Consider the following 15,203-nt stretch of genomic DNA (forward strand, 5'->3'; position numbering starts at 1 on the left):
TGACTATTACGTCCAGTTCTCGTGAGAGTCATGAAGCCGCGTATCGTGCACGTGCTGTCCTCGTTCCACACCGGAGGGATGGAACAGGTGGTGGCGTCCCTTGTGGGGCGGTTGAGAGGCTACGAACACGCGCTGGTGTGCATGAGCCGGGCGGGGGCCGCCGCAAACCTTCTGCCTCCGGGGACGCCGGTGGTGGAACTGGGAAAACCTCCCGGCAATCCCCCCCTTTTCCTCGTTCGCCTGGCTGCGGAACTTCGCCGGTGGCGCCCGGATCTTCTGTGCACGTACAACTGGGCGGGCATGGATGCCGTGGCGGCCGCCCGCCTGGGAGGCGTCGGCCCCGTGCTCCACAACGAGCACGGCTGGGTGATGGACGATCTGGACGGGCGAAACAAAAAGCGGCTGGTGGTGCGCCGCCTGCTGTCTTCCGGCATGGATGCCGTCGTGTGCGTGTCGAAGCAGATGGAGCACTGGCTTTCCCGGACCGTGCGCGTTCGGTGCCCCGTGGTTCAGATCTACAACGGGGTGGATACGGAGCTCTTTCGCCCCGGAGACGGTCCCGGAGTGCTGCGTCGGGAGCTGGGCCTCCCGGACGACTCCTTCCTGCTGGGCATCGTGGCCCGGCTGGACCCCATCAAGAACCATGTGAGCCTTTTCCGGGCGGTGTCGCTTCTTCGTCGCAGGCACCCCGACGTCCATCTCGTGGTGGTGGGCGACGGCCCCATGATGGAGGCCCTCAGGGCGCAGGCCGGGGACGGTATTCATTTCCTGGGCGAAAGAAAGGACGTTCCCGACATCCTGAGAAACCTGGATCTTTTCGTCCTGCCGTCCCTGATGGAGGGCATCTCCATGACCATCCTGGAAGCCATGGCTTGTGGGGTCCCGGTGGCGGCGCTCAGGGTGGGGGGGAATCCGGAGATCATCGAAGACGGCGTTACGGGTTGCCTGCTGGAGGATGGCGACCCCGAGCTGCTGGCGCGCGCCGTGGAAAGCTATCTGCGGCAGCCGGAAAAGGGGCGGGAGCAGGGCCGGCGCGGACGTCGGACCGTCCTGGAGCGCTTCAGCCTGGAGGCCATGACGGCCGCCTACGACGCCCTGTATCGATCCATGCTGGAAAAGGGAGGAGTCCTTGCCTCGAACTAACGGACAAAAAAAGCGACTGCTCGTCACGTTGCCGGGAGGCGGTTTCTTTTGGGAGACGGTGGCGCTTCTTTCCCGTTTCGACGATCGCTTCTGTTATCATTACCTCACCACGCGCCCTCTGCCGGAAACGCTTCGCGCCTTGGGCGTTCCCCAGGGAACCGAGCACCGGGTAAGCAGCCTGACCCAGCTGGGACGACCCCGGAAACGCCACGTGGGGGCGGACTTGCTGCGATCCCTCTGGGAAGTGGGTCGCGTGGTGCGGCGGGTGGATCCCGACGTGGTGATCGCCGTGGGCACCTCGCTGGCCATCCCGCTGTGCGTATGGGCGCGGGTTCTCGGCAGGAGGGCGCTCTTCGTGGAGAGCATCACCCGAGTCACGGTGCCGTCTCTCACGGGCAGAATCCTGGATCATCTCAAGCTGTGCGACGGCCTCTACGTCCAGTGGCCCGAAAGCAGGGCACTCTACAAAAGAGCTCAATTCGAAGGAAACATTCTATGATCTTCGTCACCGTCGGCACGACCCTTCCTTTCGACGATCTGATCCGTCATGTGGATCACCTGGTGGAAAGCGGCGCCCTCCGGGACCCGGTGGTGTGCCAGATCGGAACGGGGACGTACCGGCCCAGGCATTGCCGGTTCTTCGCCTTCCAACCCAGCCTGGATCCCTGGTACCGGCAGGCTTCCGTCGTGGTGGCCCACGGAGGAACGGGGACCGTTCTGGAGCTCCTCCGCATGCAGAAGCCCTTCGTGGCCGTGGCCAATCCGCTGGCGGTGGACGACCACCAGGTGCAGTTTCTCAACAAGTTGCAGTCAGTGGACAGCGTGCTGTGGTGCCGGGATCTGAGGGATCTGCCCGCCTACATCCGGGAAGCCCGGAGCTACCGGGCCCGGGGGCTTCCGTTCCACTCCCTGGCCCTTCACCTGATGGAGCGGATCGAAAAGGACGGAGACGGAAGGGCGGGGGAACCGCTGGGGAGGGTTCTTACGAATCGGTTCATGTCCCGGAACGGGAAGGGGAGAAGCGCATGAGAACACTGCAATGGATCCTGGTGGCCGTCCCTCTCGGGCTGCTCTATTATGAACCCCTGCGGAGTCTGGTCCATCAATGGTCTCAGGATCCCAACTATTCCCACGGCTTTCTCGTGCCCCTGGTGTCGGCCTACTACCTGTGGGAAAAACGGGAGACTCTCAAGGAAACGCCGATGACCGGGGCCCATCCCCTGGGCTATCTCCTGGTGGTCGGGTCCCTGGGCCTCTACATCCTGGGGCGGATGGGCGATGAGATGTTCACGGTGCGCCTGTCCCTTCTGGGGGTTCTTTCGGGAATCGCCCTGCTGCTGGGAGGGCGGGAATGGTTCGGGAAGCTGCGCTTTCCCATCTTCTATCTGCTCTTCATGATTCCGCTTCCCTACTTTCTCTACAACGAGATCGCCGTTCCCATGAAGCTCTTCGCCGCCAGGGTTTCCGCCGCCGCCCTCCATGCCATGAACTACACGCTCCTTCGGGAAGGCAACGTGCTGCATCTGCCGGGACTCACTCTGGAGGTGGCCGACGCCTGCAGCGGCATGCGCTCCCTCATTTCCGTGCTGGCCCTGGCGGGAGCCATCGGCTGGTTCTTTCACAAGAAGGCGGGGTATCGTGTGGTCTTGCTGGCATTGGGGGTCCCGATCGCCGTCGGAGTGAACGTGGTGCGGATCATCGCCACGGGGATCCTGGCCCACCATTTCGGACCGGAGACGGCCCAGGGATTCTTCCACGAATTCGCCGGCCTGGTGATCTTCGGGGTGGCCCTGGCGCTTCTTTTCACGGCGAGCTTTGTTCTGGGGCGATGGGAAAGGAAGGGAGACGAATGATGGGAGCGCGAGGATGGATTCCCGCCGTGGTGGTGGCTCTTCTTCTGTCCGCCGCGTGGGCGGCCACGAAGGATTTCGAGCACATTCCCGAACTGAAGCCCCTCAAGCCGTTGAGCTCCATCCCGAAGACCATCGGCCCCTATTCCGGCCGTGACGTGGTGGTGGATCCGTACGTGCAGAAGGTGCTGGAACCCACGGACATGCTCTTTCGCACCTACACCGACGGGTCCGGAGCCACCGTGGGCCTTTTCATGACCTACCACGGGAAGCAGACCAGCGAGTTCCATCCCCACTCCCCCAAGCTGTGCATGCCCGGTTCCGGCTGGTTCGCCGAGGAAGTAGTGCGGGAGGAGGTGCCCGTCGGGGACGGCCGGGTGGTCCAGGTGGTGCGCTCCGTCTACGAACGCTCCGGGGAACGGAAAGTCTTCTTCTACTGGTTCCAGACGGGCCGGCGAACGGTGGCCAACGAATACCTCCAGAAGCTCTGGATGGTGGTGGACGGCCTCGCACGCCACCGGACGGACGTGGCCTTCATCCGCCTTTCCACGTCGGGGGACGGTTTGGGCACGGAAGAGGCCCGGGCACGCCTGGAGGACTTCCTGCACCTCCTCCTGCCGCACCTGGACGCGGTTCTGCCCGGCTGACGGAGGGCGAGCGCATCGCGCGCTTCCCAATCAGCCGCGGATTTCAACGTTTTTCGGACGAGCCGGCCACGATGCGGCTCGTTTTTTTGTCCTCTCCTCCCCAGCCCGGAGTGCCCCGTGGTTCTCGTTGCGCAACTCCGGGCGGGTGACCGGCCCGGTTCCGGCGCCCGAGCCATGCGCACCGGAAGATGGAGGCCCCCATGGAAAACAGGAAAAACCTCCGGCCCTATGGATGGCTCTTCCTCGCCTCCGTCCTCTTCGTGGCCTATGGAAGCCTCGTTCCCCTGCATTTCCGGCCCATGGGCCTGGAGGAAGCCGTTTCCAGAGTCACTTCGCCATCTTTTTGGGATTTTGGGATTCGGTCCAAAAGCGACTGGGCGGCCAACTTCCTGATCCTTGTTCCCACGGCCTTCTTCGCCCTTGGGTTCTTTCGGACCCGGCTGGGATTCCTGAAAGATGTCGGGGCCGCCCTTGCCGCCCTGCTCGCGTGCGCCGTCCTTTCTTCGCTCGTCGAATTCCTGCAGTTCTTCTTCCCGCCGAGGGTGCCCTCCTCATCGGACCTGTCGGCGCAGGTGCTGGGGGCCGTGTGCGGAATCCTCCTCCACCGGAGCATGGGAGCCCGCCTGGATGAGTGGGTTTCGGCCTTTCGCTCCGAGTCGCGGTTGGAGCGGGTTGCCAGGTCCATGCTTGTGGCCTACATGTGGGCTTATTTCCTGTATCAATTGATGCCTCTCGACCTGACGCTCAGCCCGGCGGACCTGTTCCGGAAGTGGAGGGACGGCCGCGTTCATCTGATACCGTGGACGTTCGCCTATGAATCCGCCGCGGAAGCCGTTTATCAATTCGCAACCGATGTGGTGTTGTGGGCTCCCGTGTGTGCGCTGTTTCTGCTGGGATCGCGCATGTCCAGAGCGGCGGCCGTAGGGTGGACGGTCGCCCTGTCGACCCTGCTGGAAGGGATGCAGCTGCTCGTCTTCTCCCGCACGACGGATACGACCGATATCGTGGCCGCCGGCGTTGGGGCCGTCATCGTCGCCGCCGTGTGGCGGCACCGATCGGCCATCGCGCCCGAAAAACGGCCCGGGGCCTCCTTCCTGTGGCCGGTGTGTCTGGTGGGATTCCTCGCCTGGAGCCTCGTGGTCGTGTGGATCTTCTGGTATCCTTTCAACTTCACGCGCAATGCGGTGGAGATCTCCGCCCGCCTCCATGACTTCCTCAGGGTTCCCTTGATCACCTATTTTTACCGGAGTGAGCTCATGGGACTCACCGAGATCCTGAGGCGCCTCCTGTGGTTCGCACCCCTGGGGTTCTTCGCGTTGGGCATGCTGTCGCCCCTGGATCGATGGGGGAACGCGTGGCTCAAGTGGGCGCTGGTTGTCCCCCTTCTGGCGGTCGCGGCCTTCGGCGTGGAACTGGGCCAGGTGGCCCTGCCGGGGAAAGTGGCCGATGTGAGCGATGCCGTCCTGGGGACCGTGGGGGCCGTGATGGGCTCCCTGGGGGGCGCGCGGATCTTTCCAATAATTTTAGGAAGTCGAACCGGGAGCAGGCCGTGAGACGTTTCATCCCTTGGTTCGCGGGTGTTTCGGTTCTTTGCTGCCTGGCGGTCTGGGCGGCGCTTCACCTCCCCGGGATCCCCTATAACGTGAAGGAAATCTTCGGACACGGAGGTTGGGTCCGGGGCGGGCTCTTTCTGGCGGTGATCCTCTACCTGGTCCTGGGAAGTCCGATGCTGTTGGCATGCCGCCTTGCGTGGCCCGGTTCCGGAGCGGGGAACCCGTTTTCGGCGGGATCGATTTCGGTCCTCTGGGCCGTCCAGTCCTTGCTTGTGTCTGTTCTGGTGGTTTACGGGGCGCCCGCCGAGTCGCTTCACGACCTGGTGGGATCCCCCACGCTGGGCTGGCCGGATTCCATGGAGCTCGGGTGCCGATTGGCCGGGCTTTTCGGGGCGCCCTTGGCCGTTCTGGACGGTGCGGCCCTGGCGGCCGTGGGAGGTATTCGCCGATTGCTGCGGTGGGACGTCCTGGGAACCGTCGCCTTCGCCGTGGTGCTTTGGTACGTGGTGGTGGTCCACGGGGCCAACACCGACAACATCACGGAGCTCCTTCCGAACCATGGACGAAACGCCCGGCTCCTCGCCCTTTTCCTTTGGGTGCTGCTCTTGGGCCTCGGCATGTCCCTTCCGACCGTCTTGGCGGACGGCAGGGCCCGGATCCTGCCCTTGGCCTTTTTCGCGGTGGCGGCGGCGAGCGTTCCGGTGGGTTGGGGACTCGCCGTCCTGGGTACGGAGGGGCACGTGGTCAAGTACGGCCGGACCTTTTCCGCTCTTCAGTTCCTGTTGAGCGCCGATCGGGAAAGACTGGCTTCAGGGATGCATCTTTTCATGCGATACGCCGTGGTTCATGGGGGCATCCTCGCCATGGGCGTCCTATGCCAGTCTTCCGTGGGGGCCTGCCGGGGCCTTTTCAGGCGGGGCTCCCCCCGGCCGGGGCGGGACCGGTACCGAGGCGCTCGTTGATGCCGTCGATGATCTTCTGGGCGAATTGCGTATCGATGTAGTCCGGCGTGCTGGTGGGATGGGCCGTGGTGCGGGCCTGGACTCCCACCGTGGCCGAATCGGGGCCGGCGCGGAACACGTAGACGCGGATATACCCCAGTTGACGGGTGGACCCGCTGATCGAGCCCTGTTGGCCGTCGAAGGAGCTCCCGCGCACCGTCACGCCCAGGTGCCTCAGGGTCTCGTTGGCCGCGTTCCACACCGCATGGACGGGCGCCTCGATGTTGGCCGAAAGATCCATGGTGCGGCGGGCATCCATGGCGCTCTTCAAGGTGTTGCAGCCTGTCTGGTAGGCCAGGGTGATCAGAAGAAGAAGCCAGAGGGTCCGTCGGGCTGCTCTCATCGTCGTCATCTCCTCGCTTTTCTCGGATGGGGGGATTCCAACCTACCTTGAAGCGTCTGTTTCCACTACATGAATCATATTGGAGGGGCCTTGTCAAAGGCCAATATGGAGTTGGGGAAGGGGAGGAAACCGATGGCCAGCCTCAGGGGGTTGCTGAAGCTCGGCGCGTGTCTGCTTAGCCTGTGGTGCCTTCCCTGGCCCGTTTCCTGCCGGCCCGGCCACGCCGCGCTCACGCCCCGACAGACCCTGGTGGTCGCCAACGGGGGTCTTCCAACCAGTATGGACCTGGCCTCCTACTACATGGCCCGAAGGAAGATCCCCCGAACGCACCTGGTGCGGGTGGATGCGGGGAGAGGGCATCGGATCAGCCGTGAGGACTACCGGGAAAAGATCCTGGGACCGGTCCTTTCTGCCATTGCGTCCGCGGGCTCTCCGTCCATCCGGTGTTTGGTGCTCATGGACGGGCTGCCCGTCCAGGTGGATGCGCCGCCCAGGCCGGCCGAAGAGCAGCAAAGGCGTAGGCTGCTCAAGAAGGAAGAGGCCGAAGTGCGAAGACGCCTCAAGGAGCTGCAAAAAGAGGAGGCGTCCCCCCTTCGCAAAGATCTCGAAGGAAGGCTCAGGGAGATCCAAGAGGCCCTTCGCAGGATGCGCCGGCCCGTGGAATCGGCCGCCCTGGAGTCCGAACTGGCCCTGGCGCTCATACCTTCCTATCCGTTGGGCGGCTGGGTTCCGAATCCCGCCTATGTGGGTGCGGGAACCAAAGGCCGATGGACTTCTCCGGAAAGGATCCTGGTGGTGGCGCGCCTGGGCGGGGTGCCGCCCGAGGCCCTGAAAAAGCTCATCGATCGTACGCTCCAAGCCGAACGGGAAGGCCTGAAGGGCATCGCCTACTTCGACGCCCGATGGCCCGCATCCCGGCCCGCACCGAAAGGATCCCGGTCGGCCTATGCCCTTTACGACCAATCGATCCACAAGGCGGCCGAAATCGTCCGGAATAGCGGTCGTCTTCCGGTGGTGGTGGACGATGGCGAAACCGTCTTCCAGTCCGGGCAGTGTCTGTCCGCGGCTCTCTACTGCGGCTGGTACAGTGTGGGAAAATACGTGGACGCGTTCGATTGGGTTCCGGGGGCGGTGGGCTACCACATCGAAAGCACCCGCACGTGGATGAAGAACCTCCAAGCCGAGGGGGTGGCCGTCACACTAGGCCCCCTGCGGGAACCCTACCTTCAGGCCTTTCCCATGCCCCATGTCTTCTTTGGCCTCCTGGTGCAGGAAGGGCTCACCGTGGGCGAGGCCTACCTGGGGAGCCTGCCCTACCTGTCGTGGCAGATGATCCTGGTGGGAGACCCCCTTTACAGGCCGTTTGGCAAATGATCCGGGTGAGTATTCGGAAGGCGACGGGAAGAAGCCGATCCCGTGGGGGACTCGGTGACGGGTTTGGAGGTCGCGGAGGCGCCGCGATCGTCAGTGGGGCGTGAGGTTCATGTCTTTGAGCTTGTAGAGCAGGGCGCGATAGCTGATCTTAAGGATCTTCGCCGCTTCCCTCCTGTTCCAGTTGGTTTCCTCCAACACCTGCTTGATGAGGGCCCGCTCCACGCGGTAGACGGCTTTATCCCGCACCTCCTTGAGCGACGGGAACTGCTTTTCCCGGCTGTTCTTGTTGGGAAGAACCTCCTTGGCGGCTTCCTCGATCACCGCCTCCTGGGAAGAGGCGGTGTCCGTCTCGGAATTCCACCCGTCGCCGGCGGCTTCCAGTTCGGCTTCCAGCTCTTTCGATTCCCCCAGCACCAGCAGCCTTTTCAGGTAGTTTTCCAGCTCCCGAACGTTTCCCGGCCAGTGGTAGCCCTTGAGAAGCTTCATAAGCCGGGGCGATATGTCCGGCTTGGGAAGACGGTGCTCCTTGGAAAGGCGATCCAGGAAATAATAGACCAAGGGCTCCACGTCTTCAGGCCGTTCCCGCAGGGGGGGGACCACGATGCTGATGGTGTTGATGCGAAAGTAGAGATCCTCCCGAAAATTCCCGGACAGGATCTCCGCCTCCAGATTCCTGTTGGTGGCCGCTATGACCCGGGCCCTTGCGTCGATCTCCTTGTGACCTCCGATCCGGGGAAACTTCTGGTCCTGCAGCACCTGCAACAGTTTGGCCTGCATGGACATAGGGATCTCCCCGATCTCGTCCAGGAAGATGGAACCGTCCGCCGCGGCCTCGAACTTGCCCATCTTCTGCTTGTCCGCCCCCGTGAACGCGCCCTTCTCGTACCCGAAGAGCTCCGTTTCGATGAGCTCACCGGGAAGTGCGGCGCAGTTGACCTTGATGAAGGGCCTCTTCTTCCTGGACGAAAAGTAGTGCAGGGAGCGAGCAACCAGCTCCTTGCCCACCCCGCTCTCGCCGGAGATGAGCACGTTCAGATCCACGTCCGCCACCTTCCGGACGATCTCGCGGATCTTTTCCGTACTGCGACTGATTCCTACAATGACAGGTCCACCGTCAGGCATGGCTCCATCCGATCCGGGGGGTGAAGGAATCCCCCAAACCACTCATTGTCCCGATTTCCGGCCTTCTACCCGGTCCATCACGCCGGAATCAGCGGGCCTGTTCGGGAAGAAGCTCCTGGACCGCCGCCAGAAGGTCGGTCAAGTCGAATGGTTTGGGCAGGACGCGGTCCGCGTGCTCTCTTTCCGCCAGCTCTTCAGGGGAGTTCCCGTAGCCGGTGATGCAGATAATGGGAAGTTGGGGATTGCGCTTTTTCACGATCTTGAGCAGTCCGATACCACTCACGTAGGGGAGCATCACGTCCACCACAATCAGGTCGAATTGCTCCCTTTCAATGGCATCCATCCCCTCCAAGCCATCCGCCGCCTTGACGACTTGGTAGCCGGTTTCCTCCAGAAAGTTCTCAAGAAGGTCACGCAATCCTTCATCGTCTTCAATGATCAAGATACGCTTCATGGGCCACCTGTCGAAGGATCCTGGGGGTTACGGCACCCGCTTCCCGAGCCGCCCTGCGGATGGGAAGAAATGGAAATTATTTGCACAAAGGTTATTCACCCGGGTTCAAAAAGTCAATGGAAAACCCCGGGGGGTGTGAAAAGGTTTGCACTTTCGGGAGCGGTTCCCAAGAGTCCCGGAGGCGCTGGTCCGACAGCGACTCCCCCGTCCCGGGTGGCGACGAATTCAGGGCCCCTTGGTCGCCGCTGGGCTTCAGCCCCGCGGAAAAGGGGGCCTCGCAATTCCTCAGGCTTACGGGAAATGGTCGAAAGTCTTCCTGTTGTGCGAGGGGCTAGGAGGCTGTCCGAAAACTCCGCCACCCGTCACTCCCGCGCAAGCGGGAGTCCATAGGTTCCCGGGAATCCTGGATCCCCGCTTTCGCGGGGATGACGGATGGGGACAAAACGAGGCAAAGAACCCATTGTCAGACAGGCGCCTAGCGGCCCGGAAGGGCTGCGCCGCAGGAAGAAAGGACATTCCGGTGCTTCCGGAAAAGCTTCCGCAACGGGCTTCGGTCAGGTCAGGGCGTCCGCCGCTGAACGTTCGCAGCTTCCAATGGAGCCCGTCGCTTTCGGCGAAGAGGGCTCCGTGCCGGTCCGTTCGGAGGACGGGGATGTCCCGGGTCCGGCACCGCTCCAGGAAGGCCGAGGCCGGAAAGCGAAAGGGGTTGAGATGGCCGCAGGAGACCAAGACCGCCTGAGGCCGGAGCGCATCCAGAAGGGCGGGGCCGGTGGAGTGGGCGCTTCCGTGGTGGGGCGCCACGAGGATCCAGCGGAGTCCGCCTTTGGGGAGCCTGGCCAGCGCGTGCGCTTCCACTTCCGTGCTGATGTCGCCCGGAATCAGGACGCCCGTCTTTCCGTAAGTCACGGCCAGGACCACGGACACCTCGTTCAGGTCCACACCGTCCCACACCCTTTCCACGTAGTCCCGGCTGGGGTGGAGGACCCATGCGCGGCAGTCGCCCAGGGGGAAAGCGGCGACAGGCGGTTCGTGGCGGGGCGGGGCGAAGGAGCCCGCTGGCAGCGGGGTGGAGGGAAACGGGCCCAGGGGCTTTGCGTTCGTTTGCCGGTTCTCCTCCCGAAGGTCCATGAGTGACAGCACGGGAATCCCCCTTTTTCCGGCGATGGCGGCCGTCGGCGTCTCTCCCGAGGCATCGTCCGTGAGCCCGCTTTCCAGGTAGCGGCCCACGGGAAAGTGCTTCAGGATGAATTTCAGGCCGTTTCGGTGGTCCGCCTGGTCGTGGCTCAGGACCACCCAGTCGAGCCTTCGGACGCCCAGGGCCCAAAGCGCGGGAGCCACCACGGCCCGGCCCACGTCGAAGGAATCGTCGTAGAAGCCTCCGCCGTCCACCAGGAGCGCGCCGTCTCGCCCGCACCGGACCAGGGTGCTGCTCCCCTGGCCCACGTGCAGGACCGTCACCCGCAGGGGAGACGGCGGGGAAGCATCCGGAATCCGGTCCAGCAGCCAGACCGCTCCCGCCGTGATTCCCAAGGCCGCCGCCAAGGCGGCCTTTTTCTTGACGGGCAGCGACGAAAGCAGCAACCAGGCGCTGCCGTAGCAGGCGATGAGGCCTCCGACGGAAATCCGCCCCACGTAGGTGTGGGCGAAGGGAAGATCGGCGAAGGCGTCCACGGCCTTGAGGGCCCCGTGGAGCACGCCGCCGGAAAGTTTGAGCAGCAGGGATCCGGTGCCTGGGAGCACCGGATGGAAGGCAAGGCCCGCAAGCCCCGACGGCAGCACGGCCAAGCCCATCACCGGAACCACCAGGGTGTTGGCCGCCAGCCCCACCAGGCTCAGTCCGTGGAAGTGGTAGGCCGAAAGGGGAGTGACGGCCACGGTGGCCGCAGCCGAAAGAAGAAACGCGTCCACGAACGGGCGGAGCCAAAAGGTTTTTCCCGACCGGAACCCCGGCCACCGGCGCTCCACCCGGCGGGACATCCGCGGATAGAGGAGCGCGATGCCCAAAAAGGCGGCGAAGGAAAGCTGAAAGGACGCCCGAAAGAGGTTCCAGGGATCGGAGGCCAGAACCGCCAGGGCCGCCGCGGCCGTGAGCGACAGGGGATCCGGGCGCCGAAACGACCAGACGGCCGCCACGGCAAGGCCCAGCATGCAAAGGGCCCGCTGGGTGGGAAGGGCGAGGCCGGCCAAGAGGGCATAGAGGGCAGCGGCGGCCAGGGCGGCGGCCCATCCCGCCTGCACGTCGGGGACGGTTTCCAGGAGTCTCGGAAAGAGAAGGCGCAGGAGGAGGCGCACCGCCCAGAAGGCCACCCAGGCCACGATCCCCACGTGAAGGCCGGAGATGGCCAGCAGGTGCATGACCCCGGCCTCCCGGAACCGAGTGATCCGCTCCGGGGGAATCATATGGCGGTAGCCCAGGAGCAGGGCGCAGTTCACCGCCGCCGTGCCGCCTTCCAGTGCCTGCAGGATCGCCCGGCGGCTTCGCTGGCGCATCCCGTCCACCCATCTATGGATGTTTCCGGAAAGCCAGGCCGGGATCTCCTCGAACTTCCCTATGGGGGAGGGTTCTGTTTGCGGTGACAACCGGAAAAGGCCGGGGAGGCGCTCCATGGCCCGGTCCGTCTTGAGAAAGGCCCGGGCGAAGATGCCCTGCCGGGCCTGGAACGCCACGTAGTCGAACCGGCCCGGGTTTTCGAAGTTTCGAAAGGACCGAAGCTTGAGCCGGGCTGCAAAGACATCGCCCACCCGCCAGTCGCCTTCCAGGTCCCTCACCACCAGCCGCACAAGGACCTCGCTTCGCGAGTGATGAGTGACGGGTGAAGAGTGATGAGTGAAGAGTGACGAGTGAGCAGTGAGGCGTGACGGGTGATGAGTCATGGGGGACGAGTAACGGGGGGAAAGATCGGTTCCGAAAGTATCTTCGGCGTTGCCGGGTGATTTTCTAAGAAGTGTCGACCTTCTCCCCCCTTTTCCAAAGGAGGGCCGGGGGGGATTGTCCGTGATCCGCGATCTGTGATCCGTAATCCGCGGACTGGCGGGAATGACAGATGACGAGGGATGACTCAGGGGGTTGCCCATATGGAGGAGCGTCACCGGAAGGACCGTCTTTTCCGGATAAAAATCCGGAAAACCCGATACGACGGCCGTCACCGTCTCTTCCGGGCCGTCCAGGTGCGGGGCGAGCCACTCCGGAAAGCGGCTCTTCACTTCGGCACGGTGCTGGAGAAAACATCCGGTTGCGAAGGAAACGCCCAGCCAAAGGACGGCGGTGAAGACGCGTTTGCCCGGAAAGGCGGGCGGGTTGTGGCGCTTTCGAAGGATCAGGGCCAAGAGTGAAAGGGCGAAGAGGGCGATCAGGGTGGAGAGGAGCGTCGTCCGGAGTGCCCCGGGGATCCCGCCTGCCAGGTGCCTTGCGGTGATGCCGCCGGCGAACGCCACGGCCACGGGCACCAGCGGCCGCGACCCCGGCGGGGCGCTACTCCCGCTCCCTCCAGATGCGGGCGCCCACGGCCCGCAATTTTTCATCCAGAGCTTCATAGCCGCGTTCCAGGTGGTAGATGCGGCTCACGTCTGTGCGGCCCCGGGCCGCCAGTCCCGCCAGCACGAGCGACGCGGACGCGCGAAGGTCCGTGGCCATCACCGGGGCTCCGGAAAGATGCGGCACGCCGCGCACCACGGCGCTCCGCCCGTCCAGGCGGATGTCGGCTCCCAGCCGCTTCAGCTCGCTCACGTGCATGAAGCGGTTTTCGAAAATCTGCTCCTTGATGACGCTCACCCCGTCCCCGAGGGTCATGAGGGCCATGAACTGGGCCTGCATGTCCGTGGGAAAGCCGGGATAGGGCCACGTGGCGGCGTCCACGCTCCGGATGCCGTCCGCGGGAGCCTCCACCCGGATGGTGTCGGCGCCGGTTTGAACCACCAGGCCAGCTGCCAAGAGCTTCCGGATCACGGCGTCCACATGGTCGGGCCGGCAGTGGGTGAGCTGAAGGCTGCCGCCGGTGATTCCCGCCGCCACCAGGTAGGTCCCCGTCTCGATCCGGTCGGGGATGACCGCGTGGGCGCGGCCGGGCTTGAGATGATCCACCCCCTGGATGCGGATGACCGCCGTTCCGGCCCCTTCGATGCGGGCGCCCATTTCCGTGAGGTATTCGGCCAGGTCCACCACCTCCGGTTCCCGGGCCGCGTTTTCCAATACCGTCTCGCCCTCGGCCAGGGCCGCGGCCATCATGAGATTCTCCGTTCCGGTGACCGTCACCTGATCGAAGGTGATGGTGGTTCCCCGAAGCCGTCCGCACCGGACCAGGACATAGCCGCCTTCCAGTTCGATCCGGGCTCCCATGTCTTCCAGGCCCCGAAGATGGAGGTTGATGGGGCGGGCCCCGATGGCGCATCCCCCGGGAAGAGACACCTTGGCGCGGCCGTACCGGGCGGCCAGCGGCCCCAGAACCAGCACGGACGCCCGCATGGTCTTCACCAGCTCGTAGGGCGCTTCGGGAGTCCCCACGGAAGCGGTGTCCAGGGTCAGCCCGTGGTTCCATTCACTCTTGGCTCCCATGTGGGCCAAGAGCCGTTCCATGGTGCGGATGTCCCGGAGCCGGGGGACGTTGGTGAACCGATGCACTCCCGGGGCCAGCAGGGAGGCCGCCATGAGCGGCAGGGCCGCATTCTTGGCGCCGCTGATGGGGATGGTGCCGCGGAGGGGAATGCCGCCTTCGATGACCAGTTTGTCCATGAATTCAAGCCTTCCGTCCGGGTGATTTCACCACAGAGACACAGAGACGCAGAGGTGAACTGTTCTTTCGGTGTTCGTCCGCGCCTTCAAACGCTTTTGGCGACGCGGAGAACGCGTGGAATATCCGAATAATCCCTTACCACCTCCACGCTGTCCACTCCGGGAAGTTTGCGGGCTGCGGCTGACAGGGTCCCGTCCTGGCCCTTGCCGAATTCCATGAGAAGCATACCCCCGGGGCGAAGGAGCGGGAAGGCATCCCGAAGGAGTTTTTGCGGAACGAGGGTGCCGTCCGGGCCGCCGCCCCGGAGGGCTTTTGCCGGTTCGTGGCCCGTGACTTCCGGGGCGAGGCTTTCCCATTCCCTATCGCCCACGTACGGCGGATTGGCGCAGATGAGATGAAAGGGGGGAGGGGCGGGGCGAAAGGCCGAACTGAGATCCGAAAGCACAAGGGCGATGCGATCCGCCACGCCGTGGCGCTCGGCGTTTCGCCGTGCCGTCTGCAGGGCGTCCCGGGAGATGTCGCACGCCGTGACGACCCAGCGGGGCCGCTCCGTGGCCAAGGCGATGGCGATGGCCCCCGATCCCGTTCCCACGTCCAGGACGCGGATGGGCTCCTGCCCGAACGCCTCCAGGGCCAACTCCACCAGGCGTTCCGTTTCCGGGCGGGGGATGAGCACCGCCGGGTTGATTTCCAGTTCCAGGGACCAGAATTCCTGGCGGCCCGTGATGTACTGGGTGGGCTCGCGGGCCGCCCGCCGCTTGATGAGTTCCCGGTAGCGGGCCAGTTCGTCGGGGTGGAGGGGCTGGTCGAAGCGAAGGTACAGATCCATGCGGCGAAGACCCAGGGCATGGGCCAGCAGCACCTCCGCATCGGCCCGGGGCTGCTCCAGACCCTTGCCGCGGAAGTATTCGGTGGTCCACTGCAGGACCTTCAGGATGGTCCAGGTTTCTTCCATGGATCAAAGCCGAAACGGGCCCCCGGCTCTT

General features: G+C 64.4%; 14 protein-coding genes. 8 read left to right on the top strand and 6 right to left on the bottom strand.

The genetic code is table 11. The features are described from left to right. Positions 1–30 precede the first annotated feature (30 nt). The 7 genes from BUB04_RS04665 to BUB04_RS04695 all read left to right on the top strand — a co-directional run bounded on the left by BUB04_RS04665 (position 31) and on the right by BUB04_RS04695 (position 6,155). Positions 31–1,143 (top strand): glycosyltransferase, encoded by a 1,113-nt coding sequence (locus tag BUB04_RS04665; protein ID WP_073037448.1) that lies wholly within the window; start codon positions 31–33, stop codon positions 1,141–1,143. After that, on the top strand, positions 1,130–1,642 hold the full coding sequence (locus BUB04_RS04670) for a glycosyltransferase family protein (RefSeq protein ID WP_073037449.1): 513 nt from the start codon (positions 1,130–1,132) through the stop codon (positions 1,640–1,642). The genes BUB04_RS04665 and BUB04_RS04670 overlap by 14 nt, the downstream gene beginning before the upstream one ends. Continuing rightward, the gene (pssE, locus tag BUB04_RS04675; protein ID WP_073037451.1) at positions 1,639–2,172 is read left to right on the top strand and encodes a PssE/Cps14G family polysaccharide biosynthesis glycosyltransferase; all 534 of its coding nucleotides are present in this window, start codon (positions 1,639–1,641) and stop codon (positions 2,170–2,172) included. Before BUB04_RS04670 ends, pssE begins: the two co-directional genes overlap by 4 nt. Further along, positions 2,169–2,996 (top strand): exosortase/archaeosortase family protein, encoded by an 828-nt coding sequence (locus BUB04_RS04680; protein ID WP_073037452.1) that lies wholly within the window; start codon positions 2,169–2,171, stop codon positions 2,994–2,996. The genes pssE and BUB04_RS04680 overlap by 4 nt, the downstream gene beginning before the upstream one ends. Next, positions 2,993–3,640 carry an exosortase C-terminal domain/associated protein EpsI gene (locus BUB04_RS04685; protein ID WP_073037454.1) on the top strand — a complete coding sequence of 216 codons (648 nt, stop codon included), beginning with the start codon at positions 2,993–2,995 and terminating at the stop codon, positions 3,638–3,640. Before BUB04_RS04680 ends, BUB04_RS04685 begins: the two co-directional genes overlap by 4 nt. A gap of 200 nt (positions 3,641–3,840) precedes the next feature. After that, a complete protein-coding gene (locus BUB04_RS04690; RefSeq protein ID WP_073037456.1) occupies positions 3,841–5,193 on the top strand; it encodes a VanZ family protein in 1,353 nt (450 codons plus the stop codon). After that, complete coding sequence (locus BUB04_RS04695; RefSeq protein ID WP_073037458.1) at positions 5,190–6,155, top strand: hypothetical protein; 966 nt, start codon at positions 5,190–5,192, stop codon at positions 6,153–6,155. Before BUB04_RS04690 ends, BUB04_RS04695 begins: the two co-directional genes overlap by 4 nt. On the opposite strand, the gene BUB04_RS04700 is transcribed toward BUB04_RS04695, so the two are convergent. Beyond that, positions 6,103–6,537: a hypothetical protein gene (locus tag BUB04_RS04700; protein WP_073037459.1), complete on the bottom strand. Its 435-nt coding sequence runs from the start codon at positions 6,535–6,537 to the stop codon at positions 6,103–6,105. The genes BUB04_RS04695 and BUB04_RS04700 overlap by 53 nt on opposite strands. A gap of 132 nt (positions 6,538–6,669) precedes the next feature. Here BUB04_RS04700 and BUB04_RS04705 point away from each other — a divergent pair, with 132 nt between their 5' ends. Next, positions 6,670–7,911 (top strand): TIGR03790 family protein, encoded by a 1,242-nt coding sequence (locus BUB04_RS04705; protein ID WP_073037460.1) that lies wholly within the window; start codon positions 6,670–6,672, stop codon positions 7,909–7,911. A gap of 90 nt (positions 7,912–8,001) precedes the next feature. On the opposite strand, the gene BUB04_RS04710 is transcribed toward BUB04_RS04705, so the two are convergent. The 5 genes from BUB04_RS04710 to prmC all read right to left on the bottom strand — a co-directional run bounded on the left by BUB04_RS04710 (position 8,002) and on the right by prmC (position 15,172). After that, positions 8,002–9,033, bottom strand: coding sequence for a sigma-54 interaction domain-containing protein (locus BUB04_RS04710; protein WP_084076191.1), 1,032 nt, complete (start codon positions 9,031–9,033; stop codon positions 8,002–8,004). An 88-nt stretch (positions 9,034–9,121) separates the two neighbouring features. Then, complete coding sequence (locus tag BUB04_RS18670; RefSeq protein ID WP_084076192.1) at positions 9,122–9,487, bottom strand: response regulator; 366 nt, start codon at positions 9,485–9,487, stop codon at positions 9,122–9,124. Positions 9,488–9,778: 291 nt separating this feature from the next. Then, the gene (locus BUB04_RS04715) at positions 9,779–13,021 is read right to left on the bottom strand and encodes a ComEC/Rec2 family competence protein (RefSeq protein WP_084076193.1); all 3,243 of its coding nucleotides are present in this window, start codon (positions 13,019–13,021) and stop codon (positions 9,779–9,781) included. Next, on the bottom strand, positions 12,960–14,216 hold the full coding sequence (gene murA, locus BUB04_RS04720; protein WP_073037462.1) for a UDP-N-acetylglucosamine 1-carboxyvinyltransferase: 1,257 nt from the start codon (positions 14,214–14,216) through the stop codon (positions 12,960–12,962). Before murA ends, BUB04_RS04715 begins: the two co-directional genes overlap by 62 nt. Before the next feature lie 86 nt (positions 14,217–14,302). Further along, positions 14,303–15,172, bottom strand: coding sequence for a peptide chain release factor N(5)-glutamine methyltransferase (gene prmC / locus BUB04_RS04725; protein WP_073037463.1), 870 nt, complete (start codon positions 15,170–15,172; stop codon positions 14,303–14,305). Positions 15,173–15,203 lie beyond the last annotated feature (31 nt).

Origin of the sequence: Desulfacinum infernum DSM 9756, assembly GCF_900129305.1 — a bacterium.
In the GTDB taxonomy this organism is placed as follows: Bacteria; Desulfobacterota; Syntrophobacteria; order Syntrophobacterales; family DSM-9756; genus Desulfacinum; species Desulfacinum infernum.

Bases quoted from the DNA above. Each gene is read 5' to 3' on its own strand.
- BUB04_RS04665 (WP_073037448.1), top strand. From the start codon at position 31: ATGAAGCCGCGTATCGTGCACGTGCTGTCCTCGTTCCACACCGGAGGG.
- pssE (WP_073037451.1), top strand. From the start codon at position 1,639: ATGATCTTCGTCACCGTCGGCACGACCCTTCCTTTCGACGATCTGATC.
- BUB04_RS04680 (WP_073037452.1), top strand. From the start codon at position 2,169: ATGAGAACACTGCAATGGATCCTGGTGGCCGTCCCTCTCGGGCTGCTC.
- BUB04_RS04685 (WP_073037454.1), top strand. From the start codon at position 2,993: ATGATGGGAGCGCGAGGATGGATTCCCGCCGTGGTGGTGGCTCTTCTT.
- BUB04_RS04690 (WP_073037456.1), top strand. From the start codon at position 3,841: ATGGAAAACAGGAAAAACCTCCGGCCCTATGGATGGCTCTTCCTCGCC.
- BUB04_RS04700 (WP_073037459.1), bottom strand. From the start codon at position 6,537: ATGAGAGCAGCCCGACGGACCCTCTGGCTTCTTCTTCTGATCACCCTG.
- BUB04_RS04705 (WP_073037460.1), top strand. From the start codon at position 6,670: ATGGCCAGCCTCAGGGGGTTGCTGAAGCTCGGCGCGTGTCTGCTTAGC.
- BUB04_RS04710 (WP_084076191.1), bottom strand. From the start codon at position 9,033: ATGCCTGACGGTGGACCTGTCATTGTAGGAATCAGTCGCAGTACGGAA.
- BUB04_RS18670 (WP_084076192.1), bottom strand. From the start codon at position 9,487: ATGAAGCGTATCTTGATCATTGAAGACGATGAAGGATTGCGTGACCTT.
- BUB04_RS04715 (WP_084076193.1), bottom strand. From the start codon at position 13,021: ATGAAGCTCTGGATGAAAAATTGCGGGCCGTGGGCGCCCGCATCTGGA.
- murA (WP_073037462.1), bottom strand. From the start codon at position 14,216: ATGGACAAACTGGTCATCGAAGGCGGCATTCCCCTCCGCGGCACCATC.
- prmC (WP_073037463.1), bottom strand. From the start codon at position 15,172: ATGGAAGAAACCTGGACCATCCTGAAGGTCCTGCAGTGGACCACCGAA.